The following is a 26,979-nucleotide window of genomic DNA, read 5'->3' on the forward strand; positions in this document are numbered from 1 at the left end:
GAACCGCTGCCAGCCGGAGAGGCCGAAGAGGGTGGCCGCTTCGCCCAGATCCCGGGGGATGGTCTTCAGGGACTGGTAGAAGCTGAAGGCCATGTTCCACGCCTGGGACGTGAAGATGGCGAAGATGGAGGCTGCCTCCACCCCCATGAGGCTGCCGGGGAACAGGGCGATAAAGCCGGTAACGGTCACCGAGAGGAAGCCGAGGATCGGCACCGACTGGAGGATGTCGAGGGTCGGGACGAGGATCGGGCTGAACCGCTGGCTCTTGGCCGCCAGGGTGCCGTAGGTGAGGGTGAAGGCAAGGGAGAAGCAGAGTGCTGCTCCCATGCGGATTACGGTGCGCAGGGCATAATAGGGGAGATGCCGCGGATCGAGAGAGAGCGAGGGCACGATTTTCCCCGGGACAAAGGTCGCGGCCATTTCCCGGCTCCCCCATGCCAGGAGCGCCACCACCCCCAGGACGAGCAGGAATGCCGCCACGTCCCAGAGATTCGGCAGTGAACGCGTTTCGCGGAGGCTATGGACGGCGCGGGACGACAAGGGGTTCTTCTGCGTCGTGCGCCGACTGCGTCATGTCCGGCATGTCGGGAACGGGCGGATGCGGCATCCGTTCGTTCCGACCGTCGTCCGGTCCATTGTTTCCTGATCGATCCATGATGGTGCTGTTGCACACCGATGGAGCCAAGAGCGGCCTGAATGCAGCGTAGAGCACCAGCGCCGCGAACCAGCAGACCGCTGCGGACCAGATGGTGTGGGAGAGGAAATGGGCGCCGCGGGCCATCTGGCCGTAGCCGTAGATGGTGCCGAGGGCAGCGCCTGCCGCGAGCCCTGCCCGGGCGGTCGCCATCCGGCGGTCCCGCAGGGCAAAGTAGATTCCCATGAGGGCATAGCCGCCTGCCGCGTGCCCCGCGGGGAAGCAGCGCCCTTTGTCGGGTCCGGGAGAAGGACCTTCAAAGAGCCGGGTGTAGGGAACGGTTCCGCCGTAACGCTCCATATCCCAGGGGCAGTGGCGGCCGGTCAGGTTTTTGCCGACGGCAACCAGCCCGGTGCCGAGACAGATGACCAGCAACAGGTAGAGCGCCTGCCACCGCCAGCGCTTGAGGCGTTCGATCTGGAAGGCGAGGACCCCTGCGATCAGTGAGAAACTCGCCACGACCACCACCAGGTCTCTGCCCCGCTTGTGGATGAGCCACTGGGCCCACCATGACTCCCGGGCTGGCCAGGTGCCAGAAGCGAAATCGTAAAATCGGTCGGCCAGGGCCAGGTCCACGTGGGTTATTTCGCAGGCCGCGATGGCGAAGCCGAACAAAAGGAGCGGCACGGCAAAGTGCCGGAGCCAGAACCCTGCATCCAGGGGCGCTGAGGATCGCGTCTCCATGGCTAGGGTATCCTGTTGAGCCGGTTTTTATAGATGTAGTTGGCCCCCTGGTACCAGGCGAGGGCTTCCTGCAGGAGCCGTTCATCCATGGGGAGCGGCTCGGTGGCACCGCTCCGGCGGTCGAAGTGGGCGAGGCTCACCCCCTTCTGGGGGCTCAGGATGAGGAGCCGGTCACCCTCGATGTAGCCCAGCTTCTGGTAGGTGGAGATGAAGGCACGCTCCGGACGGTTGTCTGCCTTGAGTATGTCGTGGCCCAGGAAATCGGTGGTGTAGCTCATGTTCAGGAGCCCGAGCACGGTGGGGGCCACGTCGATCTGGGCCATCATCCGGTCGACCCGTCCCGGCTTGACGTGGTGGGGGGCGTAGACCAGGAGCGGGATCTCGTACTTTTTCACCGGCAGATCGGTCTTGCCGGCGCTGCTGGCGCAGTGGTCGGCCACGAAGACGAATACCGTATCCTTGAACCAGGGTTCCTTGCGCGCCTCTGCGAGGAACCTGCCGATGGCATGGTCGGCGTACTTTACCCCCCCGTCGCGGCCGGTTTTGGGGGGGATGTCGATCGTTCCCGCCGGGTAGGTGAAGGGACGGTGGTTGGAGGTGGTCATCACCATGCTGAAGAACGGCCTGCCCGCGGCAAAGGATGCGCGCGATTCCCGGATGGTCTTGCGGAAGAGGTCCTCGTCGCAGACTCCCCAGATGTTGGCGAAGGTGATTTCGTCCTGGGCAAAGCTGTTCCGGTCCACGATATCGAAGCTGTTGGCGGAAAAGAAGGCGTTCATGTTGTCGAAGTAGCCGTAACCGGCATAGATGTAGCGGGTGTCGTACCCCTTTTCCTTCATGATCTCGCCCCAGGAGCGGAATCCACCGTTGTCGGGGCGCTTCACGATGGAGGTCCCGGGGAGCGGCGGGATCGAAAGCGTGAGGGCTTCGAGCCCCCGGATAGTCCTCGTGCCGCTGGCGTAGAGGTGGGAGAAGACGAGGGCTTCCCGGGCCAGGCGGTCGATGTTCGGCGACAGCCCCCGCGTGTCGCCCCAGGCTCCCAGGAATTCGGCGCTCAGGCTTTCTTCCACCACCACGATGACGTTGAGCCGTTTCTCTCTCCCCTCGCCGGTGATCTGGCGGGTCATGCGCGGGGGGGATGCGATGAAGTGGTTGTTCCGCTCCTTCACCATGTCCCGGAGGCGGGCCATGACCTGTTGGTCGTCGCGGGTGGCGTAGAAGCGCGTGAAGTCCAGCTCGTTGTTGCGGAAGGCGGCGAACAGGCCGTAGAGACCGTTGCCCGCCAGTTCGTTGGCATAGCTGTTGGCGGAGATGGCAGTCGCGGAGATGTTCACAAAGAGAAGGGCTGCCAGGGGAAGGGCCAGGAGCGCTGCGCCGAGGCGACGCCTGCGCCCCGAAAAGGTGGTGGCTGCTGCACGGTCGATGACGCCCTGCAGCAGCCGGGTGAGGATCAGGGCCACGGCCAGGATCGCGCCGACGATCGGAACGAGGGGGTATGATTCGCGGATGTTGCCGATCACCTCGCCGGTGTAGATCAGGTAGTCCACGGCAATGAAGTTGAAGCGGGTGGCGAATTCCTCGAAGAAGAAGTATTCGGCCACGGCGCCGAAGATGAGGGCGGCGATGATGACCAAGAACGCCGCCCGGACCAGCCAGGCGTGCTTCCTGTGTTCCACGAGCCGTCGTGGTGCGAGGATCAGGTAGAGGGCCGCCGGGATGAGAAGATAGGCAAGGGAGGCAACGTCGAACAGGAGCCCCGCCGCATAGGCCTGTGCCACCAGGGGGACCGTGAGCCCCGACCCCTTCGGGACCATGGCGAGGAGCACGGTTCGGGTCACGGTGGCGATGGCCAGGTAGATGAGCGAAAAGAGAGAGATGATGCCAAGGTTACGGCGCAGGGTCATGATGGCTCCGCATGAAGGGGATCATACTTCAGCAAGCCATCATACCTGCGGGAACCTGACCGGATCATGACGGGGACATGACAATTTTGTCATCTTGGTGTAACTGGCGTGTAGCGAGGCGGGAGCCTTCTGTGGGGATTGGAATGAAAGGCTGTTGGTCAGGCTGGGGGGAAGCGGAGCGTCACGGCGGTTCCCCGCTCCGGCGCGCTGTCGATGATCACGCTTCCCCGGTGGAGCTCCATGATCGAACGGACGATGGCGAGGCCGAGCCCGGTTCCCTGGGCATTGAGGGTGCGGGCCTCGCTGCTGCGGTAGAACCGGTCGAAGACCCGGGGAAGGTCGCCCGGTGCGATGCCGATGCCCGTGTCGGCGACGGTGAGGAGTGTGCCGCCGTCTTCGGCTCGGTCGATGCTGACGGTGATCGCTCCCCCGGCTGGGGTATAGCGGATGGCGTTGGAGAAGAGGTTCCCGACGGCCCGCTGGAACAGGAGCGGATCGGCCGAAATCGTTCCCCCGCCGGTGCACGAAATGGCGATACCCTTTTCCTCGGCCAGGGTGCCGTAGTAGTCCTGAAGCAGTCCCAGTTCATGGCCCGCGTCCAGGGGGACCGGCTCGATCCGCTGCTCGGCCCGGGCCAGGAAGAGGATGTTGTCGATGAGCCGCGAGAGCCGCTCGTACTCCTCAAGGCTCGACTCGATGACCCGGCGGTATTCCTCCGGCGACCGGGCCCGGGAGAGGGCCACTTCCGCCTCGCCCCGCAGGATGTTGAGGGGGGTGCGGATCTCGTGGGCCAGGTTGGCGGAGGAGGATTCAAGCCGCTCGAAGGAGGTTTCGAGCCGGGTGAGCATGGCGTCGAAGGCGGCGGCGAAGCGGGCCAGCTCACGGGGCCATACCCGGGCGTCGATCCGCTCGTTGAGCGTTGTCACGTCAATGCGGCCTGCCGTCTCCGTGAGTTGGACCAGGGGGCGCAGCCCCCGCCGTACCACGACCACGTTGAGTCCTGCCGAGAGAAAGAGTCCGGCCAGAAACACGAAGGCCATCTTCTGCTTGTATCCTTCGAGCATCTCCTCTTCTTCGGTAACGTCCAGCGCCACCTGGACCTGGCGGCTGTCCGGGGCTTGCCGCCCGCCGGTCCAGGCCGCGTTCACCAGGTAGACGCGACCCTCGGGAGTCGTGAACTTCTTCCCCCGGCCGATGGCGTGGGTGTCCCGGGCCGGCGCGGGGAACATGGCGGGCGGGGCAATGCGGTCCATTCCCCGCGTCTCCATTATGACACGCTTCCGGGAGTCGACGATGCGGACCAGGTACCGGCTATCCTCCCGCATGTTCCCTTCCCACTGGACTTCCTGCTCAAGGTGAACCCTGCCGTCGGGATAGCGGGCGATGATCGCCTCGATGACCCGGATCTTGTCGATGATGAAGTCGTTGTCCTCGAACTCCAGGTCGCTTACCAGGGCAAGGAACTGGAACGCGATGGCAAAGAGGAGGACGCCGGTGGTGGCGAGGGTGGAAAGGACGGTGAGGCGCGCGGTCAGGGAGAGGGTTCCCGGGGAGGGGCCGTTACTTCGCTTCAAGTACATAGCCTGCTCCGCGGACGGTGTGGATGAGCTTTCGCTCGAAGGGGTCGTCGACCTTGCGCCGCAGCCGTCGGATCGCCACGTCGACGATGTTGGTGTCGCTGTCGAAATTGATCCCCCACACTTGTTCGGCGATGAGGGTGCGGGAAAGCACCTCGCCCTTGCGGCGCAAGAGCAGTGACAGCAGGAGGAACTCCTTGGCGGTGAGGTCGAGGGGCGCTCCCCCCCGACGGGCCTTGTGCCCCACGAGATCCATTTCCAGATCGTCCGCGCGCAGACGTTCCGGCTGGCGGGCCGGCCCCCGCCGGAGGATGGTCCGTGCCCGCGCCAGGAGCTCCGAGAAGGCGAAGGGTTTCACCAGGTAGTCGTCGGCCCCCAGCTCAAGCCCCCGCACCCGGTCGTGCACCGCATCCCGGGCCGACAGGTAGATGACCGGCACCTCGCTCCCCTCTTGCCGCAGCTCTTCCAGCACATCCCAGCCGTTTCGGCCGGGAAGCATGATGTCGAGGATGATCAGGTCATAGTTCTCGGTCCGCGCCAAGTGGAGGCCGTCGTCGCCGGATGGAGCGGTGTCGGCCGTGAAGCCGTTCTCCGCGAACCCTTTCTGGAGGTAGGCGGCTGCCTTCTTTTCGTCTTCGATGATCAGGACGCGCATGGAGATATCGGGGCGCCGGGGTGGCTGGTGGGATGGATTTTTCTGGTGATTTTAGCGCCTGCGCCGGGTTGCCGCAACCATTTTGCTCCATGAGCGGCGTGTTGCGGGATGGTGGCCGGACCGGGTGTCAGGGTAAGGAGCATCTCCATCGGGCGACTGCTCAAGTCCGGCGGCGGAGCCTGGCGCGGAGCCGGTCGAATGATCCGATCGAGGAGAGACCCAGTAGGCTGAAGAGTATCTGGAAGGCTCCCAGGGTGAGAGCTGCCGGCAAGGTGCTCGCCCGGCACGGCATCCCCTCTGCGTGGCAGACGCCGGGCGTCAGCAGATAGCCGTAGAAGAGAAGCCCAGCCAGGGCCAGGCTCAGCCAGAGAGCCCCTTTCGCGGTCCCTGTGTCCGGGGCGAACATGACTGCGCAACTGCACGCCATGGTGAGGGCCCCGATCACGTAGGTCATGGCTGCGGCATCGCTGCACGGCATGAATGCGCCGAGCTTCGGGTCGATGTTCGAGACGTGGATGCAGACGGGGGCAAGAATCCGGGGCAGCAGGAGCAGCAGGACTCCTGATATGAAAAGTGCGGCCGCACTGAGTTGCTTCATGTGAACTCCGGTTAACGTTTGCCCATAGTTACCATTGAGCCCGTTATTTGTCATCAAAAATGTATGCGTCCGATAACGTCCCCAGCCATGCGGCGGTCAATGAAAAAAGGACCCTCCGATTCGGAAGGTCCTTTCTTCCCTGCTGATAGTGAATGGCGGTCAGGCTGACAGATGGAACTGGCCGATCAGGTGCTGCAGCTCTGCCGACAGTTGCGAGAGTTGCCGCGCAGCCGCCGCGGTTTCCTGGGCTCCCCGGGCCGTCTGTTGGACCACGTCGGTGATCTGCTGGATGTTGCCGCTGATCTCCGCCGTGGTCGAGGTCTGCTGCTCGGCTGCGGTTGCTATCTGGTTGACCTGCATGGTCACGCAGCCCACCTGCTCCAGTATCTCCTCAAGGGCCCTGCCCGACTGGGATGCCTCGGCCGTTCCGCGCTCCACCTCCCGCACCCCCTGCTCCATGGAGGCGACCGCACCCTTGGTCTCCTGTTGGATCGCCTTGATCATGGTGCTGATTTCCCTGGTCGCGCGGGATGTCCGCTCTGCCAGGGCCCGGACCTCGTCGGCGACCACGGCGAAGCCGCGCCCCTGCTCGCCGGCCCGGGCCGCCTCGATGGCGGCGTTCAGGGCCAGGAGGTTCGTCTGGTCGGCGATATCCTCGATGGTGCCGATGATTTCACCGATCTGATCGCTCCGGGCGCCAAGGCTTTCCACGGTCCGCGCCGTCTCGCGGACCCGCTCGGCAATCCGCTCCATTTCGCCGACGGTATGGCGAATGACCTCCGAACCCTGGACTGCCGTGTCGCTTGCCCGCCGCGACTCCTCTGCGGCAGCGGTGCAGTTCTGGGCGATCTCCGCCGAGGTGGACGCCATTTCCTCGCTGGCCGTGGCCACGGTGCCGGTTTGCGCCGCCACTTCTTCCGCGCCCGTCGCCATCTGCTCGGCATTGGAGGTGAGCTGGGTCGCCGCCGCTGCCACCTGGGATGCATTGTCAGCCACGCCCGCGATGAGCCGGTTGAGGCGATCCGCCATGGTGTTGACGGCATCGGCCAGTTGCCCGGTCTCGTCATTCTGTTCCATATCCAGGCGGTGGGTCAGGTCGCCCTGGGCAATGGCCTGGGCAAATCCGACGACCTTCCTGAGCGGTGCGGTGATCTGGCGGGAGACCATGAGGCCGAGGGCAACGGCGACAACCATGCCGGCCAGGGCGAGAACCGTCATCTGGGCCAGGGCACTCCGTGCGGCGGCGGCATTCAGGTCTTTCCGCTTCTGGGCCCCGGCAATCTTCATGTCAAAGAGTTTCTTGATCGATTCGTCGATCTTTCTTTCAAAGGCCAGCCCCTGGCTCCGCATGAGAGCCAGTGCAGTCTCCCGGTCGCCGTCAAGGGTTGCGGCGATGATCTCTTCCCGCACGGGCGCGTACTCACCGATGGCTTTCCTGAGAGAGTCGAATTCCTGCCGGATATCTTTGCTGAGGATGCTCTTGCCGAAGTCCGCCAGCCCTTCGTCGATCTCTTTGTAGAGCTTGGCGATGGAGTTCGCGTTGGCCTGGGCCCTGGCGGGATTGTCGTCAAGGATCATGCCGCGAATGTTGACCCGGGCCTTCTGGAAGGCGATGGCCACCCCGCCCATGGTGCCGAGGGGCTCGGTAACCAGGTCGTACATCTCGGTGCCGGCAGTTTCCATGATGCGGATTTTTATGGTGCCGATGAGGCCGACCAGGCCCGCAATGAGGGCCACAAGTACGAAACCCGCCACCAGTTTTGTACTCAGATGCAAGTTCCTGATAACGCGCATCACTCATCTCTCCTTTCGGTTCTACCCGCAACAACGTGCTTCGCGCCTGTCGGCTCCTGTGCCGAGAACGCACATTGCATGTGGTTATCTAGTTGTTGAGTATCGGTGTATAACCGAAGAACTTTAAGGAAAATTGAGGGCGACGGGAAAGTGGCAGTCTTATCGGGATGGTTGGCGAGGGGGCAGGGACGCGGGGCAGGGGATGCCATGGGCTGCAAAGAGTGTCTCGATGAAGGCGTGGATCGCGGGGGAGCACTCCATGTGCGGGCTGAACACGAGGGTACGGGGACGGAGCGGGTTGAATCCGGCGATCCGGTGCGCGCGCAGCGTGCCGGTGTGAAGCTCGGCCTGAACGATGCTTGCCGAGACAAAGGCGATGCCGTTGCCGGCCCGCACTTGGCTGAGGATGAACGGACAGTCGTCAAAGTATACGGTGTTGACGAACTCGTTGCCGTCGCGCCCGATTGAGCGCATGTTCCAGTTGAGGAACCGTTTGGCGCAGCCGGTCTCGTTCTTGAGATAGAGCCGCTCTCCCAGGAGCCGGTCGATGTCCGGCTCGGGCGTGTCGATGCCGCGTGCCGGGGCGCTGATGAAGACCATCTCGTCGGCGGGGAGGGGGTGGGTTCGGTAACCGTTCAGGTCCAGGTCGTCACAGTGCTCGATGAGGGCAAGGTCGAACCTGCCGCTCCTGATCCCGTCAAGGGCCTCCTCGGGCATGGCGAAAACGAACTTGAGGTCTGCTTCCTCTCCCTTGCCGGCGAGGAAGGAGTTGAGGATCGTCGGCAGGCTGCTGATGCCGAAGGACGGGGTGCAGCAGAAGGAGATTTTCTGTTTCGATTCCTTGACACCGAGGCTGTCGAGAATTTGGCGTTCGATGTCGAGGATCGACATGGCCTTTTCGATGAGCATCTTTCCGGCCGGCGTGGGTTTGAGCGAAGTCCCGGTACGCTCCAGAAGGGGATGGCCGTAGTGTTCCTCGAGCAGTTTGATGCGCCGCGAAACCGCGGACTGGGTGACGCAAAGCAGCACTGCAGCCTTGGAGATGCTTCCGATGGATGCAACCTTTACGAATGTCTTGAGCAGGGTCAAATCCATTGTATTTCCATTGGTTGCAGTCGTTATGCGCGTTGCGCATGGTAGTTATGAAAATGATTCACTTCAAGTTATGACAAAAAGGACGATATAGTTCAAGATGAAAAAACGCAAGCAGTGATAGGCGTTTAGTTTGTGCGGCATTGTCTTGTGTTTAATCCCGTGGCACTTTTGTTGCAATGAGTGACGGAATCAGTCGGTACATTGCCCCGCACCGCGTGCGGGTGGGGCGCCGCCCCCTTCGGGAGGAGAGGCAATAACCAGTTAAAGGAGGTAGTATGGCGAAGCAGGCATGGAGAAGGGGACGCAGCGTGCTGGCCGGCATGCTCGGCGTTGTCGCGCTGACGCTGCTGACGTTGTGGGGCTGTGGGGGGGGAGGTTTTGACCAGCCGGCCACGTCTGCCGCCACGACGCAGACGGCTAACGCGCTGATCGATGCCGGGACTCTCAAGTCATGGGTTGACGCTGGGTTGGTGAACAAAGCACCGGGGAGTTATGACCGTGTCGTGATCCTTGATGTGTCGGCCAACGCTGGCGACGGTTCGAATGCGTACAACACGGTCGGGCATATTCCCGGCGCACAGTTGATCTCAGCCGGTTCAGGTGCATTCCAGGACAATACACGTGCTGAGGGCCCGTTGAGCATTACCGGCAGCATGGTCTGCACCGGGGCCGCCATCGACACCCTGATACAGAACGCTGGCATTGATAAAAATACGACAATCGTCCTGACCAGCAACGCCGCCAGCGCCACTGGCGCAATCAATGCCGCCAGGGCCTATACGACGCTCCGTTACTGGGGGTTCCCCAAAAATCGCCTCAAGGTTCTTGATGGCGGGAATAAGGGGTGGACTGATGCCGGTTACATCTTGACGTCGGTTGTGCCGAGCGTACAGAAGTCGACCTATGGCGTTGCCCAGAACGGGACTACTAACGTGAACACCGATATGCGGGTGTCGCTCGGCGAGATGATTGCGTATGTCAAGGGTATCAGGGACGGCAATGCGGACAAGGTTACCATCATCGACACTGTCCGCGGATCAACTACGACTGTCAATGCCACGGTTTCGGGTCCCACGTCAGACCTGCTTGATGGTACAAAATTCACCCCGTTTGATGGTGCCATTAAAGGCTCTTACAGCTATCACGCCACCAGAATGCTGACAAGCGGCATGTACTTCAAAGACGCTGCCGCGATCAGAGCGGATCTCGTGGCGGCATTCGGCACGGATGGTGCGACTCCCCTCGGCGAGACAAATCTCGATGCCACGAAAACTTTCATCTCCCTCTGCCGGGCAGGGAACTATGCATCCATAGGTTATTTCGTCCTTGACGGAATCGTCTATTATAATTCCAACGTTGATGTCAAATGGTATGACGGCTCCCTGGGCCAATGGAACCTGATGGCTGCAGCGGACGCGTCAAATCCGACCCGTGGCGGCAAGCTGGCGGTGGGGTCCATCTGGGATACCACCCTGCTTACGGATAACCTGACGTGGAACGTTGATGCTCCCCGGAGCAAGGTGATCGTTGATTATGCATCCCGCGTCTACGGCGTGGAGCCGAGCTATGCCAACGGCAACCAGATTGAAGATGCCGACAGGGCCTACCGCAGCACCGTCAGCGGCTCGACCGGTGGCGGTTCTTCGTCCGGCGGCGGAGGCTGCTAGCAGCGAGCGACGTTCTTGACCCCCGCCCGCCGGGGCGGGGGACCTCTTAATCAAAAAGGAGCGAATGCATGATGAATATGCGCAAGATATCGACCATCTCCGGCGTCGCCCTCGGTACGGCCCTGCTGGCCGGCACGGCGTTTGCCGGCCCCCGCATTACCTTCGGCCCCGAGGACCAGGGCGCCCTCCAGATCGACTACAAGGGCCAGTTCCAGATGACGGTCCGCGACAACGGCTCCGGCGCCAACGGCGACGACACCACCACCAACTTCAACTTCCGCCGCAACCGTCTCGCCTTCATGGGCAAGTACGGTGACATGCTGAGCCTCTATGTCCAGACCGAATTCACCGAGGACCCCAACGTGAGCACCCTCGGCGTCGGCGACAACAGCGCCGACACGCAGTTCCAGCTTCTCGACGCCGTTATGCGCTTCAAGTTCCACGACAGCTTCCGGGTGAACGTGGGCAAGTTCAAGCATAACCTGACCCGCGAGAACCTGGAGGCGTGCGAAATGCCGCTCACCCTGGACCGCTCCCTCTTCATCCGCGCTCCCTATGTTTCGACCCGCGACGTGGGTGTGGCGGTCTGGGGCAACCTGTTCGACGATATCTTCCAGTATCGCCTCGACGTGATGGAAGGCCGCAAGGCCGGCGACCGGGATGCCAACGGGTATTCCTCTCCTGATTCGAACTTCCGCTACACGGCCCGGGCCCACGTGACCCTGCTCGACCCCGAGAAGGATTACGGCTACAAGGGTACCTACATGGGCGATAAGCAGGTGCTGACCGTGGGCGCCGCGGTTCAGTACGAGCCGAACGTCGCTTACGGCAATGCCGCCACCCAGAGCGACTCCAAGGATTACACCGCCTGGACCGTGGACGGTTATTTCGAGTATCCGGTCGAAGGCTTCGGCACGCTCACCGCATCCGCGGCTTATGCCGACTTCAGCATCGATGACGCCTATACCGTGTCCACCAACGTGGACTCCGGCGCCATCGGCCTCAACGGCGAGAAAAGAGGCTGGTACGCCAAGGCCGGTTACATGTTCCCCACCATCCCGCTCCAGATCTTCGGGCGCTACGAGCGGTGGAGCTTCGCCAACCTCAACAATGTGGTGGACCAGGATATCAACTGGTACGGCGCCGGCGCCAACTACTACATCTGGGGCCAGAACCTGAAGCTCACGGCCGAGGTCAGCAAGACCGACTTCGACAAGGAAGGAACATTCAGCGGAGTCAAGAGCGAGGACTTTACCACGTTCATCACCCAGCTCCAGCTCCTCTTCTAGGGCTGAGCGCAGCACAACCACACGCAGGAGGTAAGAACAATGAAGAAGATCATGATGTCGGTCGCAGCGGCTCTCGTAGCTCTTTCCATGGCGGCGTTCGCTTTTGCCGCCGGCTCCTTCTCGGGCAAGGTCGTCAAGGTTGATGGCGAAAAAGTTACCGTCAAGGCCGAGAAGGTCCCCGCCTGGGTCAAGAAGGGTGCCCACGTTCAGGCCAGCGGTGGCATGCCGACCGTTGTGGAGGTGAAGGGCGACGAAGTTGTCCTCAAATTCGGCAAGGCCAAGGCCGCCAAGATCAAGACAGACTCCTCCATGACCATCTCCGAATCCGCCGGCGACGCCCTCCAGGGCTGCTAGCCGGTTGTCATGGCCACCTCCCCGCCCTGGGGCGGGGAGGTTTCTTTTTATGGACTAAAATTCATTTATTGCAATACAGCTATTTATGTATGGCACAAAAAAGGAGTAGACCATGAAGCACAAAACCGCATGGCTGACCCTTGCTGCCGCAGTGCTTGCGTTCTGTGCCGCCGCACCGGTCTTTGCCGAAAAGGCGGGCATCGGCTGGCAGGAGACGATCGCTGCCAAGAGCGGCAAGGCGAAGACCATGGCCGAGCTGGCAAAGATGTACGATTCCAGTTCCTGCATCGAGTGTCACCAGGAAGTCCACGATGAGTGGGAGCAGTCGATCCATGCCCGCTCCATCTTCGGTACCGGCCGGACCGCCGCCACCTTCATGACCGCCGTGGTCAACGGTCTCATGGAGTGGGACTATTCCGGGGTGAAAAGTCCGTCTGACGTGAAGGTCGAGCACCTGATGGGGTGCGCCAAGTGCCACCTTCCCCAGTTGGCCGATGCCGAGGATTCGGTTGCCAAGGAGATCATCGCAACCATCGGCAACTGGCAGGATGCGCTGAAGAAAAAGGATGCGGCAAAGGCCACTGCCGAGGCCGACAAGCTCAAGAGCCTCAACATCAACTGCCTCGTCTGCCATAACCGCAACGCCATCACCCACAAGTGGACCGACGGCTATCCCCGGGCAGGGGTCGTCTATGGCTCCAAGGACGGGGAGCACCCCTCCGCGGCATTCCCCGCGATGAAGGTCAGCCCCATCATGTCCGAGTCCATCCAGTGCGGCCAGTGCCACGGCCTGGGGCCGAACATGGAGTTGGACAACCCGACCCAGTGCTGCACCAGCTATGCGAGCTACCTCTGGGCCTACAGGGCCGAGGGCGGACGGGAAAGCTGCCAGGAATGCCACATGAAGAAGAGCAAGCTCGGCCACAACATGCAGAGCTACCGCGACCCGGGCATGGCCAAGGCCGCGGTTGAGTTCAAGGCCGAAGCCTATGGCTACCACTGGCGGGACGGGGCACTGGTGACGCCCAAGGCGGTGGTGAAGGTCGAGATGACCAACCACGCGGGTCACTCGATCCCCGACGGCTGACCGACCCCCAACCGACTGGTTCTGTCGGTCATAGCAAAGACAAAAGATGGCGAGGAAGTGTTCAATCAGGAGAAGATCTACATGCCGGTGCCCCAGCAACTGGCCCGGGGTGACCGGATGGGGCGCGGCCCCTACGAGAAGAGCGGCATGATCGAGGACACGGGTCTGCCGCCGGGCAAGAAGATCCACGAGCGGTTCGATATCCTCTTCCCCACCGAGGACGTGGTGGAGGACGGGAAGAAGGTCCGCAAGACCCTGGCCCACGACCTGGATGTGGAGGTGAAGCTCTGGTATCTCCCCTTCGGCTCAATGAATTCCGATCCGTTCCTCTGGCATGAGTTCACCCAGAAGGTGAGCATCAGCGCCAAGGGCAAGTAGCACCCACGCAGCACCTCCTTCATGTGATGGCCGGCAGCCGTACCGCTGCCGGCCTTTTTTGCAGGGACCTTTGCCCGTTTTCTGTGGTACCATTGCCCCCGTGCGTTATCGAGCGAACCATGCCATGAGCAGGATTTCCCGCACCGTTCCCGTGCTGGCTGTCGCCGTTATGTCCCTTTTCGCTGCCGGATGCGGCAGCAGCGGGGGGGAGAACGCGTCGTGCCTCTCCTGCCACGGGAAGATCGAGCACGCCTCACCGGCCCACCCCTCCTGTGTCGCCTGCCACGGCGGCGAAGGCCGGGCCCGGAGCAGGGAGGACGCGCACCGGACCATGTTCGCCCCGCGGAACCCCTCGGATCCTGCCGTGTGGGAGAAGAGCTGTGGCGCCTGCCACCCCTATCAACTGGGCCGGGTCCGTTCGGGGCTCATGTATACCAACACGGGAATCATCAGGAATATTCAGCTTACCTGGGAGGGTGAGGACGGCCGGCGCTACGGAGCGCGGCAGGACGACCTCTACGACGCAGAGGGGAAGCGGGTGAGGGTCAGCGGCGTGGCCGAGCTGGACAACCTCTCGGGGGAGCTCTACCGCAAGTTCTGCTCCCTCTGCCATGTGGGGACCGAAAACCGCTATGCCTGGGGCGTGGGACACGGCTCCGGCTGCGCGGCCTGCCACTTTCCCCGCAATGCCGATTCCGCCTACAAGGGCAGCGACCTGACCATGCGACTGCGTGGGCCCGCCGCGTCCAGCCACCGGATGGAAGGGCTCCCCGGCAACGACGCCTGTTTCCGCTGCCATAACCGCAGCGGCCGCATCGCCCTCTCCTACCTGGGGTTGAACGACGGCAACAACGGCCTCGTGCCGACCAGGGGAGGCTTTCCGGGCCCCCAGCTCACCAGCGGCAACCGGAACGTGACGAGCATCCCTCCCGACATCCACCACGCCCGGGGGATGGAGTGCATCGACTGCCACACATCCCGCGACATCATGGGTGACGGCTATGCCTACGAAAACCTCTACCACCAGGTGGAGATCCGCTGCGAGGATTGCCACGGCAGCGCAACCTCGCCCCCCCGCTGGCGGGAGATCGCGCGGGAGAACGAGGAGCCGGTGCGGGAGTCGGCCCGCTACCCCATGCAGATGCGGCCGGGCATGCGCATGATCGTCACCGCCAAGGGGCGCCCCTACTCCAACGTCTTCGTGAAGGATGGCAGGGTGGCGGTGCTCGGCAAGCGGAGCGGCAGGGTATTCACCAGCAAGGTCATTACCGGCTCACCGGCCCACACCGTGGTCGGCCACGGCCGGCTCGAATGCACCGCCTGCCATTCCCGGGCGGTTCCCCAGTGCTACGGCTGCCATACGAAATACGACAAGGGACGCACCGGCACCGACTTCATCTCGGGGCTGGACACCCCCGGGCTCTTCACCGAAACCGAGGATTACCGGACCCTCTATCCCTTCCCCCTGGCCCTGAACCAGCGGGGGGGCATTGCGCCGGTCACTCCCGGCTGCCAGACCTTCGTCACCGTGGTGGAGGCGGACGGCACCCTGTCCCGGGAGGGTTACGTCTCCACCTTCAAGGGGAAAAGGCAGCTCCGGTTCGCGCCGTTCTACTCCCACAACACCGGCGAACGGGCCATCGGCTGCGGCGAATGCCACGCCAACCCCGCCTTCCTCGGCTTTGGCCAGCATGTGACGGGAAAAGGACGGATCGACGGGACATTACGCTGCACCAAGAACGAAGAGAAGCCCCTGGACGGGTTCCAGACCATGGAGGGTGGCCTGGTACGGGCCTTCTCCGCCATTACCCGCGAGAACTCCCGCCCCCTGAACGACACGGAGGCCAAACGGGTCTGGCGGGCAAACCTCTGTATCGTCTGCCACACCCGGGCCGACGATCCCATCTACCGCAAGGAGCTCGACTATCGTGCGCTGGATGATGCTCTGCATCGCCGCCTGCTTGCTGGCAGCGCCGGTCGCGTCGTGGCCCGCTGACGCCGCCACGGGCGAAAACTGCCGCGTCTGCCATCGGGATGTCCTTACCGGCCCCCATGCAGGCATCGGCTGTTCCCCCTGTCACGGCGACGACCGGGCCACGGTGCGCAATCCGGCCCTCGTGGCCGACCGCGCCGCCCGGTGCGTGGCTTGCCACCGTGGATACGACCGTCTCTTCGACCACCCCATGACCACCCGGAGCGCGGAACGGCGCTTCGTGGCCGATACCCTGGGGCGAGCCGATGGTGCATTCTTCCGCAATCAGTGCGGCGGCTGCCACGTGACGGGCTGCCTCGACTGCCATCCCGGCGGCGGCCATGCCCTGACCCGGCCCCGGGACAGCCAGTGTCTCTCCTGCCACCGGGGCTACTTCGTGGGCACCGACTACCACGGCCGGGCGCCCCGGGAGGATGCCCTGCGCTACCAGCGGGGCGAGCTGGCCAATGGCGAGACCTTCCTCCCCATGCTGCCCGACGTCCATGCCGAGGCGGGGATGGGGTGCGCCGACTGCCACTCCATGGCGAGCCTGGTCGCGGGCAAGCGGACCGCAAAGGGGTGCATCGACTGTCACACACCGGACCCGCGCGTGGTCGAACACCGCATCGCCGCCCACCGGGACCGGCTCGAATGCGTTGCCTGCCATGCCGCGTGGGCACCCCAGGAGTACGGTACCTTCTGGCTGCGCTTCACCAACAGCCCCCGGCTCCAGTCCCGCTTCCAGGTGGTCACCCGCCAGGACGACTGGGTGAAGAGCGCCTATCTCAAGCGACAGGACGCCCCCCCCCTCGCGCTCAACGAAGCGGGGCGGGTGAGCCCGGCTCGGCCCCAGTTCATCCTTTACCATTCGGATTTCCGCAACGAACGGGTAGTGGGGCAGGAGAACCGGCTCCTGGCCGCCCGCTGGAAGACCTTTGCCCCCCACACCATCCGGCGCGAAACGGTCATGTGCGACGGCTGTCACGACAACCCGCGGCGCTTTCTGCTGGAACCGCCCCACGAGCGGATCTACCGGACCCGGGCCGACGGTCTTTCCCTCGATTCCTTCTGGGACCGCACCGGCCAGCGGATGGCCAACGGTACGTTCATGGAGCCGGAGCGGGTGCGGCGCATGGGGGTGCGGACCCCCGAATACACGAAAGGGTATCTGGAACGATGGCGGGATTTGACCGGGGACGCCGGCGGTTCATCGCGGCGTTAGCCGCATTCACGGCCTCGCTGGCGGCGGCGTGGCGCTTTCTCGTTCCCGCGGCGCGGGGCGGGGGGGAGCGATTCACCGTTGCCAAGGCATCGATCCCCCCACGGGGCGCCCTTGTGTTCAAGGAACGGCACCTGGCGGTCATGAGGGATGGGGATACCCTCTATGCCCTTGACCTCACCTGCACCCATCTGGGCTGCACGGTGACCGTCACACCGTCGGAGATCGTCTGCCCCTGTCACGGCAGCCGCTTCGACCTGAAGGGAAACGTTGTCAAAGGTCCCGCCGACCGTCCCCTGGCCCGCCATCGGGTGGAGGACCGGGGCGAGCGGGTGGAGATTGTCGTCGGATGATCAAGGAATTCGCCAAACATCTCTTCCCCCGGGTGGTTCTGCGGGAGAACCTGCGGTTCAGCTACACCTTCTGCCTGGGCGGGCTCGCCTTTACGGCATTCTTCGCCCTGATCGTGTCCGGGGTACTACTGCTGTTCTACTACCAGCCGACCCCGGACCGGGCCTTTGATTCGATTTTGTTCCTGGAGTCGAGGGTGGTGGGGGGAAAGTACCTGCGGGCGCTTCACCGGCTTGCCTCCCACGGGTTCCTTTGCCTGATGTTCCTCCACATCCTGCGGGTCGTGCTCACCGGTGCCTTCCGGCCGCCCCGCGAACTGACCTGGGTGGTGGGGGTGGGTCTCCTGGGACTGTCGGTGTTCGAGGCATACACCGGCTATCTGCTCCCCATGGACCAACTGGCCTTCTGGGCCACCCGTACCGGCATGGAGTTGCTGGCCACCTTTCCGGGCGGCGGCTGGCTCCGGGCCGTCCTCGTCCCCGACGGGGTGGGTGAGTCCCTGTCGCTCCTGCGCTTCTACGCCCTGCACGTGGTCATCGTTCCGTTGGGCATCATGGGGCTGTCGTTTCTCCATTTCTACCGGGTACGCAAGACCAAGGGGCTGCTTCCCTATCTGTGAGAGGAGCGGATGCCGTGAGAGAACCTGTGCATGTCGGCGAACCGGAGCGGGACCTGCGTCGCGGTCCCCGGGGAGGAGGGGAGTACGTCCGGAGCTCTCCCCACTTTTTCCGTCCGGTCAAACGGGCCTTTGCCGCCGGCCTGCTCCTGCTGGCGCTCCTCGCCCTGGTTGTCCCGGCGCCGCTCCTGGCCCCCGCCGACCCGGCCGCCCCGCCGAACCCGGCCAAATCGGCCTGGTTCCTCCTCTGGACCCAGGAGGTCGTGAGCCACGGCAACGGCTTCGCCTGGGGCATTGTTGCCCTTTCTCTCTGGTTCCTGCTCATGCCGTGGCTTGGCAGGCACCGGCCCGAGCGGGCCGTCTGGTTCGGTGAGGGTAACCGCGCCTCCTCGTGGCTCGCGCTGGGAGCCTGTGCCGTCATTGTAGCCCTGACCGTGGTCGCCATGGTCTTCCGGGGGGAGAATTGGTCGCTCGTCTGGCCCTTCTGATCCTGATCGCCGCTCTTCTGTCCGCCTGCGTCGGACCGCCGCCGGGCGAGGGATGCCGCTCCTGCCACCGCCCCCACCATGCGGAAAAGGGCACCTGCGTCTCCTGTCACCGGGGTAACGGCAGGAGCACGCGTTTGGCCATCGCCCACTATCGGCTCGTGCCGGCTGAACTCTCCCACTTCACCATCCCCGGCAGCGTCCGGGTGGAGGAGGGAAAGCGCGTGGCAGAGCGGTTCGGCTGCCGCCGCTGCCATCGCCTGGGTGAAAAGGGGACGCGCCTGGCCGCCGACCTGGACCGTCTGGCCGGTGACGACCCGGTGAGACTCTTCGAGGCAATCCGGCAGCCGGTTCTTTTCATGCCCGACTTCCGGTTCGACGACCGTCGGACCGCCGATGTGGTGAATGCCATCATGGCCTTTGCCGGGGCCGCTCCCGCACAAGGGACCGCTGCCGTCCCTCTTGTGGTCCACTTCGAGGCCGTTCGCGCGAAGGAAGGCAACCTGTTCGTCACCAAGTGCGGCGGCTGCCACCGGCTCCTTACCGCCGGCGAGGGAGGGTTGGGTGCCGGCACCGTCGCGCCGAACCTTTCCGGGCTTTTCTCCCCGTTTTACCCTACCCCCTTCAAGCCGGACGAGCCCTGGACCCCCGAGCGCCTCGGCCGCTGGCTCGACAATCCCCGCAGCGTCCGTCCCGCCGCTCTCATGTCACCGGTACCCCTCACCAAGGAAGAGAAGGCGAAGCTGGTTCCGTTCCTTCGCGCTGATCTCGAAAACTGAAGCTTACGGCTGAACGCACGCGGGCCGCCGTGCACAGGTGCACGGCGGCCCGTCATTGCGGAGCGGTTGCCTGCAGATCTATTTGACGTACTTCGCGATCTCCTTGTCCATCTTCTCGATGTGCCGCGACAGCCACTCGATCATCATATGGTTGGTGGTGATCACCAGGGAGAGGCCCGCTCCTTCGTCCCGGAACTGGTGCTTGAGCTCTCCCAGCCTGCGGACAAAGCCCTGGTGCTGTTGCTTGTGCTCCAGGTAGTCGGGGTAGCCGTGCTGGCGCATGATCCGCTCTTCCGCGGTAAAGTGCTTCACCACGTAGTCGTCCAGGAAGCTGATGAGCCGCAGGACCTCCTCGCCCCCTTTGCCCTGGTTGCAGGCGGTCAACAGCTCACCGAACCTCCGGAACAGTTCCTTGTGCTGGTCGTCGACCTCGGCGACGCCCGTCAGCAGATCATCTCTCCAGCCGATTGTCATGGCGATACCCTCGTGTTGGACGTTGTTACTTGTAGTATATCGGCAGCGCGCAAAGACTCTTTAGCATCATTTTTTCAGACCCGTTCGCTTGTGATGCGCGGCACCGGGAACCGTCGCCCCACCAGCGTCCGGTGCCGGGTACGCAGCTCCGCCATGTCTCCCTCCAGAAAGGCCAGCAGTTCAGGACTGCCATGGCCGGCCAGATAGAGATCCACCAGCTCTCCCATGCGGGTGTTGTAGCGGCGGGTCGAGCTGCCGTGGGCATAGTTCCGGCCCGGAAAACGGCGGATGTCGCCGTCAAAGGCGGGGGAGATGTGATACAGCTCGTGGAAGACCGTGATGAGCTTCTCGCGGAGGGAAAGATCCAGGAAGCGGGGAACCAGGAAGTAGATGATGTACAGAATCTCCACCTGGCGGTGAACGATCGTCGGCATGGTGCTGACCCAGGTGTGACGCCCCCGCCGCCGCTCCACCGACCGGGCTCCGCCGGGAAAGCGAAGGGGGTGGATGCGGGCGTAGGTGCCGCGCACGCCGGCCCCCCGGGTGGAGGAAATGCAGACCAGGAGCCGGGTCGGATCAATATGCGCCAGTTCGGGAACGCGGCCCGTCACATGGGCGATGAGCCGCTCCAGTTCCCGGGTGACGTTCAACACCCCCATGGTGCCGCTACTTGAACTTATGACAGAAGAGGCAGCGCATGGGCCCGTCCGCCGGTTTCACGGGGTGGTTCTTGGGGAACGGGATGCCGCCGGGCTTTTCGTGGTGGCATCCCACGCACTGGCGGTCCAGGTCCAGCTTGCCCGCACCCTGGGCGAATGCGTCGTAGAACGGCTTGTGATTGGCGTCGAGCGGAACCTTCTTCGTGCGCACCTCACCGGAGATGGCCCAGAATACTCCGACCACAACCAGAATGAGAACAATGAAAAACCAGTCTTTCTTTGCGAGCTTCATGAAACCTCCGAAAGGCCGGGACCGGGGACCAGGAAAGCCCTGTGGGCACTGTTGCCATCGCCTCGGTCACGTTGCCGTGATTCCCGTGATTGTCTTGTTTGTCAGCGTTTACCGGTCCCTGGTCCCTGGCCCCTGGTCCCGGATTACCGCGCAGCCGATGGCGCCGTTGTGCTGCGGGTGTTCCGGCACAACCAGGGCACGTCCGGTGGCGTCCTCAAGGAGGCGGACCAGTGCCCGATTGTGGGCTACCCCGCCGGTGAGCACCACCGTTTCGGACGGGAAGCGCCTGAGCATGGGAAGCACCCGCTTCACCAGGGTCTGGTTGACCCCGGCGCAGAGCCGCTCCATGGGGTACCCCCGCAGGATCTGGCCGATGAGCTCCGATTCGCCGAAGATCCCGCAGGTGGCATCGAGGGGCACCGGATCGCGCCAGTGGGACGAGAGCTCGTCAAGGGACACCTCCAGGATTGCCGCCATATTCTCCAGATAGCGGCCGCTGGAGGCGGCGCACTTGTCGTTCATCACAAAGTCGGCGAGCTTGCCGCCCCTCACGAGGGCCACCTTGGTGTCCTGCCCTCCCATGTCCAGGAGGGTGAAGTCGTCGAGTCCGGTCTGGGCAAGGGCCCCTGCCACGTGGGCCCGTATTTCCGACACCACCCGCGCGCCCCGCAGCGACAGGGTGTTGCGGCCGTATCCCGTGACCACCACCGTTGCCCCCTCCAGTTCTTCGGTCGAGAAGAGACCACTGGCGGCCAGGTCCAGGACCAGCTCTTCCCCTTCGAGCCGGCCGTAGCGCTTGTAGAAGGGGACCGTATCGTGGTCAGCCAGGCGAATCACGCGCCCTTCCTGCACCAGGGCGAATTTCGCCTTTCTGCTGCCGAGATCGATCCCCAGGTTCATGCCAGCATCTCCAGGAACCCTTCGATCCGGATTCTGGTCCGTGCATCCAGGGGGCCGGGTTTGTCGCCCTCCAGGGTCAGCACCGGCATGGGGAGCTTCTGGCGAACGATCATATCTTCGATCTGCCGGAAACAGAAGGACTGGACGTAGTGGATCACCGCGTCCACCTTGCGCCGCTCCAGCTCCATCAGGATGTCCGAGAGGCGGTGGAAGATGTCGTAGGGATAGGTGTAGGCCCGATACTGCTCCACCAGGTCCGGCGTATCGAAGGGCATGGCGAACTGGCGCTGGGTTTCGTTAAAGACCACCCGGGCATCGAGCGTTTCCACAAAAGAGTAGAGGTCGGTCATGATGGGGGGGACGCCGATGTAGGCGAGCCGCAGCCGTTGCCGGAAGGGTTCCCGCTGCCGCGCCTCTTCCAGGAAGGCGTCGACCTCCGCCTCGAACCGGTCCGGGGCGCTGTTCATGTCGCTCGTGCAGACCTGGAAGTAGTGGTTTTCCTGGCCGCTTACCCGGTTTTCCTCCCAGGTGAGGCGGTCAATCTCCTTGATTTTACGCCGGATTCGCCCCAGTCGCTCCCGCGAGAGCTTCACCGCGTCCCAGCCGACCCCGAACCGGCGCATGAGTTTCTCGATCTCTAAGCGCAGCCCTGCCGGGTCCCGGTCGTGGGGGTAGGCAAAGGGGATCGTCTCCACCCCTTTCAGCGACAGCACTTCCATGAGCGCCCTGGTATTGCTGCAGTCCCCTTCGGTCACGGCGATCAGCTCGTGGATGCCGCATTCGACCACCGCTGCATAGATCCCCTTGATCCAGCCGCAGATGCTGCGGGGGAATCCGTCCACCTCGGCCTCCTCGATCATCCGGGTGGCGTGGGGGCTGGTGATGAAGACGTTGTTCAGGTCAACGGGTGTCATGCCCGCCGCCAGGACGATCTCCAGCGGGATGGTGGTTGTGAATCCGACGCGGTGCACTGGGATGTTACTCCGACTTGATGAAGATGAAATAGATGAGAAATGCGCCAATCACGAGGCCGCCGAAGGCAAAGGGGAGGGTGGAGCCGAGAGTCAGCTCGTTCCCCTCTCCCGTCGGCAGGGTGAGCCGGATGAGAAGCGTAATGGATATGATGGCGAACACCGTGGACAGGACGAATTTCGATCTCTTGAACACCCCGTAAAAGATGACGATGGCCAGGATACTGATGATCCACGGATTTTCCATGGCGCTCTTGAGCGTCAGGCTCTTTATGTACGCGATGATGTTTCCCGTCTCGAAGGGGCTGAGGGTCTCACGGGTCTTATCGAGCAGTTCCTGTTTTTCCATGGGGGCTCCAGGCGGCTATCGGACTTTCACCCTGAAATGAAGCGGGGTTACACCGTCGGGTGTCCGGGCAAATGGCTTGACAAGGTAATATGGCTTCCCTAGTATATACATTTTTAAGCGACGCAACAACTGAAAGCGCCGGTCGTTTTTGTGGCAGGGATGCCCGTTGCCCACGGGCCGGCGATATCGGCGAGCGTCCGCGTGTGGAGAAGAATCGTGCCCTGGAAAGCCATAGGTATTTTCGACTCGGGGGTCGGAGGACTGACCGTCCTCAAGGAGATCATCAAGGTTCTCCCCCAGGAGGATACCATCTATTTGGGCGATACCGCCCGGGTCCCCTACGGGACCAAGTCCCCTGAAACCGTCATCCGCTACAGCCTCGAAATCGCATCGTTCCTGGTGAAGCGCGACATCAAGCTCCTGGTGGTGGCCTGCAACACCGCTTCGGCCGCCTCCCTCGAAGCCCTCACCGAACGGCTCCCCATCCCGGTCGTCGGCGTCATCGAGCCGGGCGCCCGCCGGGCCGTGGCCACCACGCGCACCGGCAAGGTCGGGGTCATAGGCACCGAGGGGACCATCCGGAGCAGCGCCTATGCCAAGGCCATCAAGCGACTCAATCCCGAGGTGGAGGTGATCACCCGCGCCTGTCCGCTTTTCGTTCCCCTGGCCGAAGAGGGGTGGACCGACAACGAGGTGGCGCGCCTCTCAGCCCGCACTTACCTGGCCGGCCTGCGGGAGCAGGGGGTCGACACCATCGTGCTCGGCTGTACCCACTATCCCCTCCTTAAGAGGGTCATCGGCGAAACCGTGGGTGAAGACGTCAGGCTCGTGGACTCGGCCGAAGAGACGGCGCGCACCGTGGCCGATATCCTGAGGAGTCGCGGCCTGCTCCGGCCGGAGGGCGAGCAGGGCAATCACCACTTCTTCGTCACCGACGTGCCAGCCGGTTTCATCCGGGTCGGCAACCGCTTCATCGGCGGCAGGCTCGGCGATGTCTACCAGGTGAGCCTCGATGCGGAAAAGGAGCGGCCATGAAGCGTTCCACCCCCCACCGCCGGAGCCTTGTCCTGCTGGCCGCTTTTGCCGCGGTGGCACTGGTCATCGGCCTTCTCATGTTCGACAAATATCGCCAGCGCCATGAGCTCCCCACGGTTCAACCCGTGCCGGGGTCTGCCGGGAGCTTCAGGGTGACCCTGTTCTTCGCCGCCCCGGATGGAGAGGGGCTGGCCCGGGAAGGGCGCGGGGTGCCCGCCTGCGACCAGCTTGCCGATTGTGTCGACGCGGTCGTGGACGAGTTGATCAACGGCCCCCTGGGGGCGCTTCAACCCACGGTCCCTCCTACGACAACAGTCCGCCAGGTGCGGATCGAAGGGGACACCGCGGTGATCGACTTCGGGCGCGAGCTGGCCGACGGCCTCCCCGGCGGCAGTTCATCCGAGATGATGGCGGTCTATTCGGTGGTGAACACCGTCTGTTTCAATTTCCCCCAGCTCAAGCGGGTCAGGTTCCTTCTGGACGGCGCCGAGGCCGAATCCCTCACGGGGCACCTGGACCTGCGCCAGCCCATTGACCCCGATTACTCCAAAGAGCGTCCCGCCGAGCCGGAGACCCGGCAAACCCAGTGACCGGGAGGTCGCCGGCCGGTCGCCGGGCACTGCGGAGTCCCTGATCGCCTGGTCGAATCGATCCATAATATTTCCAAAGGTTGGTGAACCATGAAACAACCCTTCCTTCAGGCCATTGCCGAGCGGGTCCTTGTCCTCGACGGCGCCATGGGGACCATGCTCCAGGCGCGGGGCCTCAGGCCCGGCCAGTCCCCCGAGGAACTCAACCTGACCCTGCCGGAGGTGGTTGCCGGCGTCCACCGGGAATACCTGGATGCCGGCGCCGACATCATCGTCACCAATACCTTCGGCGGCAGCCGTGCCAAGCTGGAGCACTACGGTCTCCAGGACCGGGTCGCCGAGATCAACGCCCGGGCCGTGGCCATCGCGCGGGAAGTCTGCGGCGACCGGGCCTACGTGGCCGCGTCGATCGGCCCCACGGGGCAGTTCGTGGAGCCGGTGGGAGATGTTTCCTTCGACGAGATGGCCGCCATCTTCCGCGAGCAGGCCCGGGCGCTCGTCGACGCCGGGGCGGATCTGATCACCCTGGAAACCTTCCTCGACATCAAGGAAATCCGTGCGGCGGTCATCGCCATTCGCGAGGTTTCGTCGGATATCCCCGTCATTGCCCAGCTTACCTTTGACAACGAGGGGCGGACCGTGCTCGGCACCTCGCCCGAGGCCGCCGCAGTGACCCTGGAGGCGGCCGGCGCCGACATTGTCGGCTCCAACTGCGGCCTGGGACCCGATGGCATCTGCGACGTCATGGCGGCCATGCGGCGGGTCACGCGGCTCCCGCTCATTTCCCAGGCCAACGCCGGGCTGCCGGCGCTCGTGGACGGCGTCACCGTCTTTCCCGGCACTCCGGACGACATGACGGCCTTCCACGACCGGCTGCTGGATCTGAACGTCCGGATCATCGGCGGCTGCTGCGGCACTACACCCGCCCACATCCGAGCCATCCGTGAGGCTCTGTCCCTGCGGGACCAGTCCGTGCGCGACTGCGGCCCGGCCGAGGGCGTTACCTTCCTCTCCAGTCGCACCACCGTGGTGGCCATGGGTGCAGGGCTTCCTGCCGCCATTATCGGCGAGCGGATCAACCCCACGGGCAAAAAGGGGTTTGCCCAGGAACTGCGGGAGGGAAAGGTTTCCTACATCCGGCGGGAGGCCCTGGAGCAGACCGCCCGCGGCGCCGTCCTCCTGGACGTGAACGTGGGCACCCCGGGAATCGACGAGCCCGCCGCCATGGAACGGGCCGTCGTGACCGTGGCCACTGCGGTGGGGGCGCCACTGGTCCTTGATTCGTCCGATCCCGCCGCCCTGGAGCGGGGGCTTAAGGCCGCCGACGGCAAGGTGCTCCTCAATTCCGTGAACGGCGAAGCAAAGAGCATGGAGCGCGTCCTGCCCCTGGCACGGAAGTACGGGGCCGCCGTGATCGGACTTGCCTTGGACGAGACGGGGATCCCCGAGACCGCCGAGGGGCGTCTGGCCGTGGCGGAGCGGATCGTCGAGGCGGCCGGCAAGGCGGGCATCCGGCGTCCGGACGTGGTGATCGATTGCCTCACCCTTACCGTGAGCGCCGAGCAGAAGCGGGCCATGGAGACCTTGAGAGCGGTGCGGCTCGTCAAGGAGCGGCTCGGCTGCCCCACGGTCCTCGGGGTCAGCAACATCTCCTTCGGCCTTCCCCGCCGGCCGCTCATCTCTTCGGCATTCTTCGCCATGGCGCTGGCTGCCGGGCTCGATGCCGCCATCGTGAACCCGAAGGAAGAAGAGATGATGGCTGCCTGGCATTCGTCCATGGTGCTCCTGAACCGTGACCCGAACGCCGCCGCCTACATCGCCGCCTATGCCGGCGTGGCCCCTCCCGTGGCCGAGCAGTCAGCGCCGGGCGGGCTCCCCGATATCCGGCAGCGGCTCGCGCGGGCCGTGATCACCGGCGACGGGGAGGGAATCGTCTCCCTGGTGGAGGAGGCCCTTTCCCAGGGGCTCGAACCGCTCCAGGTGAGCAACGAGGGGCTTCTGCCCGGGCTGGAGGAGGTGGGGCGCCGCTTCGAGAAAAACCAGGTGTTTCTCCCCCAGGTCATGCAGTCGGCCGAGGCCATGCAGGCCGCTTTCGCGCGGCTCAAGCAGGATATGGCGGGAGAGGCGGAAACAAAGGGGACCATCCTCATGGCCACGGTGGAAGGAGACATCCACGACATCGGCAAGAACATCGTCTGCACCCTGCTGGAAAACCACGGGTTCCGGGTCGTTGACCTGGGCAAGAACGTGCCGGCGGACCGGATCGTGGCGGAAGCCGAACGCAATGGGGCCGACGCGGTGGGGCTCTCGGCCCTCATGACCACCACCATGACCGAGATGGAAAACGTGCTCGCCCGCCTCAGGGCCGCCGGGATCCGGACCTTCACCATGGTGGGGGGGGCGGTGGTGACCCAGGAGTATGCCGACCGGATCGGCGCAGACCTCTACGCCCGGGACGCCATGGAGGCGGTGGCGCGGATAAAGGCGCTCCTCGGGGTGGATTAGTCATTG

At 64.0% G+C, this 26,979-nt stretch carries 27 protein-coding genes; 13 read left to right on the plus strand and 14 right to left on the minus strand.

Annotated elements, in window-relative coordinates:
• The 8 genes from AC6CDK_RS06125 to AC6CDK_RS06160 all read right to left on the minus strand — a co-directional run.
• On the minus strand, positions 1–540 hold a 540-nt coding region (locus tag AC6CDK_RS06125), incomplete at its 3' end, for an ABC transporter permease subunit (protein ID WP_496639775.1).
• Positions 518–1,378, minus strand: coding sequence for a phosphatase PAP2 family protein (locus tag AC6CDK_RS06130; protein WP_192905339.1), 861 nt, complete (start codon positions 1,376–1,378; stop codon positions 518–520). The genes AC6CDK_RS06125 and AC6CDK_RS06130, both read right to left, overlap by 23 nt.
• Positions 1,379–1,380: 2 nt before the next feature.
• Positions 1,381–3,282, minus strand: coding sequence for an LTA synthase family protein (locus AC6CDK_RS06135; protein WP_192905338.1), 1,902 nt, complete (start codon positions 3,280–3,282; stop codon positions 1,381–1,383).
• Positions 3,283–3,440: 158 nt separating this feature from the next.
• Positions 3,441–4,862, minus strand: a complete 1,422-nt coding sequence (locus tag AC6CDK_RS06140) for a heavy metal sensor histidine kinase (RefSeq protein ID WP_192905337.1) — start codon at positions 4,860–4,862, stop codon at positions 3,441–3,443.
• The gene (locus AC6CDK_RS06145) at positions 4,843–5,514 is read right to left on the minus strand and encodes a heavy metal response regulator transcription factor (RefSeq protein ID WP_039648371.1); all 672 of its coding nucleotides are present in this window, start codon (positions 5,512–5,514) and stop codon (positions 4,843–4,845) included. The genes AC6CDK_RS06140 and AC6CDK_RS06145 overlap by 20 nt, the downstream gene beginning before the upstream one ends.
• 160 nt (positions 5,515–5,674) lie before the next feature.
• Positions 5,675–6,112: a DUF4418 family protein gene (locus AC6CDK_RS06150; protein ID WP_039646637.1), complete on the minus strand. Its 438-nt coding sequence runs from the start codon at positions 6,110–6,112 to the stop codon at positions 5,675–5,677.
• Between the two features lie 159 nt (positions 6,113–6,271).
• Positions 6,272–7,906, minus strand: coding sequence for a methyl-accepting chemotaxis protein (locus AC6CDK_RS06155; protein ID WP_039646635.1), 1,635 nt, complete (start codon positions 7,904–7,906; stop codon positions 6,272–6,274).
• A 159-nt stretch (positions 7,907–8,065) separates the two neighbouring features.
• Positions 8,066–9,001 carry a LysR family transcriptional regulator gene (locus AC6CDK_RS06160; RefSeq protein ID WP_039646633.1) on the minus strand — a complete coding sequence of 312 codons (936 nt, stop codon included), beginning with the start codon at positions 8,999–9,001 and terminating at the stop codon, positions 8,066–8,068.
• Between the two features lie 275 nt (positions 9,002–9,276).
• Between AC6CDK_RS06160 and extH the strand changes: the two genes are divergently transcribed.
• The 10 genes from extH to extS all read left to right on the plus strand — a co-directional run bounded on the left by extH (position 9,277) and on the right by extS (position 19,198).
• Positions 9,277–10,668: a selenite/tellurite reduction operon rhodanese-like protein ExtH gene (gene extH, locus AC6CDK_RS06165; RefSeq protein ID WP_192905336.1), complete on the plus strand. Its 1,392-nt coding sequence runs from the start codon at positions 9,277–9,279 to the stop codon at positions 10,666–10,668.
• Between the two features lie 68 nt (positions 10,669–10,736).
• Positions 10,737–11,957 (plus strand): selenite/tellurite reduction operon porin ExtI, encoded by a 1,221-nt coding sequence (gene extI / locus AC6CDK_RS06170; RefSeq protein ID WP_039646629.1) that lies wholly within the window; start codon positions 10,737–10,739, stop codon positions 11,955–11,957.
• 39 nt (positions 11,958–11,996) lie between these two features.
• Positions 11,997–12,311: a selenite/tellurite reduction operon protein ExtJ gene (extJ, locus tag AC6CDK_RS06175; protein ID WP_039646627.1), complete on the plus strand. Its 315-nt coding sequence runs from the start codon at positions 11,997–11,999 to the stop codon at positions 12,309–12,311.
• 112 nt (positions 12,312–12,423) lie between these two features.
• Positions 12,424–13,776 carry a multiheme c-type cytochrome (seleno)protein ExtKL gene (gene extKL, locus AC6CDK_RS06180; protein ID WP_264158250.1) on the plus strand — a complete coding sequence of 451 codons (1,353 nt, stop codon included), beginning with the start codon at positions 12,424–12,426 and terminating at the stop codon, positions 13,774–13,776.
• 124 nt (positions 13,777–13,900) lie between these two features.
• Positions 13,901–15,772, plus strand: coding sequence for a selenite/tellurite reduction operon c-type cytochrome ExtM (gene extM / locus AC6CDK_RS06185; protein WP_192905335.1), 1,872 nt, complete (start codon positions 13,901–13,903; stop codon positions 15,770–15,772).
• Complete coding sequence (gene extO / locus AC6CDK_RS06190) at positions 15,705–16,970, plus strand: selenite/tellurite reduction operon b-type cytochrome iron-sulfur cluster-binding subunit ExtO (protein ID WP_039646621.1); 1,266 nt, start codon at positions 15,705–15,707, stop codon at positions 16,968–16,970. Before extM ends, extO begins: the two co-directional genes overlap by 68 nt.
• Positions 16,925–17,320: a QcrA and Rieske domain-containing protein gene (locus AC6CDK_RS06195; protein WP_039646620.1), complete on the plus strand. Its 396-nt coding sequence runs from the start codon at positions 16,925–16,927 to the stop codon at positions 17,318–17,320. The genes extO and AC6CDK_RS06195 overlap by 46 nt, the downstream gene beginning before the upstream one ends.
• Positions 17,317–17,937 (plus strand): cytochrome b N-terminal domain-containing protein, encoded by a 621-nt coding sequence (locus AC6CDK_RS06200; protein WP_039646617.1) that lies wholly within the window; start codon positions 17,317–17,319, stop codon positions 17,935–17,937. The genes AC6CDK_RS06195 and AC6CDK_RS06200 overlap by 4 nt, the downstream gene beginning before the upstream one ends.
• Positions 17,938–17,951: 14 nt before the next feature.
• Positions 17,952–18,422 (plus strand): selenite/tellurite reduction operon b-type cytochrome membrane protein ExtQ, encoded by a 471-nt coding sequence (gene extQ, locus AC6CDK_RS06205; RefSeq protein ID WP_237560745.1) that lies wholly within the window; start codon positions 17,952–17,954, stop codon positions 18,420–18,422.
• Entirely contained in the window at positions 18,398–19,198 is an 801-nt protein-coding gene (gene extS, locus AC6CDK_RS06210) for a selenite/tellurite reduction operon c-type cytochrome lipoprotein ExtS (protein WP_039646614.1), read from the plus strand. Before extQ ends, extS begins: the two co-directional genes overlap by 25 nt.
• A 78-nt stretch (positions 19,199–19,276) precedes the next feature.
• On the opposite strand, the gene AC6CDK_RS06215 is transcribed toward extS, so the two are convergent.
• From AC6CDK_RS06215 to AC6CDK_RS06240, 6 genes are all read right to left on the minus strand, one after another.
• On the minus strand, positions 19,277–19,672 hold the full coding sequence (locus tag AC6CDK_RS06215) for a bacteriohemerythrin (RefSeq protein ID WP_039646612.1): 396 nt from the start codon (positions 19,670–19,672) through the stop codon (positions 19,277–19,279).
• 74 nt (positions 19,673–19,746) lie between these two features.
• Complete coding sequence (locus AC6CDK_RS06220; protein ID WP_039646610.1) at positions 19,747–20,331, minus strand: putative metallopeptidase; 585 nt, start codon at positions 20,329–20,331, stop codon at positions 19,747–19,749.
• A gap of 7 nt (positions 20,332–20,338) precedes the next feature.
• Positions 20,339–20,623, minus strand: coding sequence for a hypothetical protein (locus AC6CDK_RS06225; protein ID WP_039646608.1), 285 nt, complete (start codon positions 20,621–20,623; stop codon positions 20,339–20,341).
• Positions 20,624–20,731: 108 nt separating this feature from the next.
• On the minus strand, positions 20,732–21,523 hold the full coding sequence (locus AC6CDK_RS06230; RefSeq protein ID WP_192905824.1) for an acyl-CoA dehydratase activase: 792 nt from the start codon (positions 21,521–21,523) through the stop codon (positions 20,732–20,734).
• Complete coding sequence (locus AC6CDK_RS06235) at positions 21,520–22,494, minus strand: 2-hydroxyacyl-CoA dehydratase family protein (RefSeq protein ID WP_039646604.1); 975 nt, start codon at positions 22,492–22,494, stop codon at positions 21,520–21,522. Before AC6CDK_RS06235 ends, AC6CDK_RS06230 begins: the two co-directional genes overlap by 4 nt.
• A gap of 7 nt (positions 22,495–22,501) precedes the next feature.
• Entirely contained in the window at positions 22,502–22,843 is a 342-nt protein-coding gene (locus AC6CDK_RS06240) for a hypothetical protein (protein ID WP_010943555.1), read from the minus strand.
• A gap of 216 nt (positions 22,844–23,059) precedes the next feature.
• On the opposite strand from AC6CDK_RS06240, the gene murI reads away from it, so the two are divergent.
• From murI to AC6CDK_RS06255, 3 genes are all read left to right on the plus strand, one after another.
• Positions 23,060–23,878 carry a glutamate racemase gene (murI, locus tag AC6CDK_RS06245; RefSeq protein WP_192905823.1) on the plus strand — a complete coding sequence of 273 codons (819 nt, stop codon included), beginning with the start codon at positions 23,060–23,062 and terminating at the stop codon, positions 23,876–23,878.
• Complete coding sequence (locus AC6CDK_RS06250) at positions 23,875–24,468, plus strand: GerMN domain-containing protein (protein WP_039646600.1); 594 nt, start codon at positions 23,875–23,877, stop codon at positions 24,466–24,468. Before murI ends, AC6CDK_RS06250 begins: the two co-directional genes overlap by 4 nt.
• A 90-nt stretch (positions 24,469–24,558) precedes the next feature.
• Entirely contained in the window at positions 24,559–26,973 is a 2,415-nt protein-coding gene (locus AC6CDK_RS06255; protein WP_039646598.1) for a homocysteine S-methyltransferase family protein, read from the plus strand.
• Positions 26,974–26,979: the final 6 nt, after the last annotated feature.

This window comes from Geobacter sp. PheSNFMC (genome assembly GCF_059620965.1).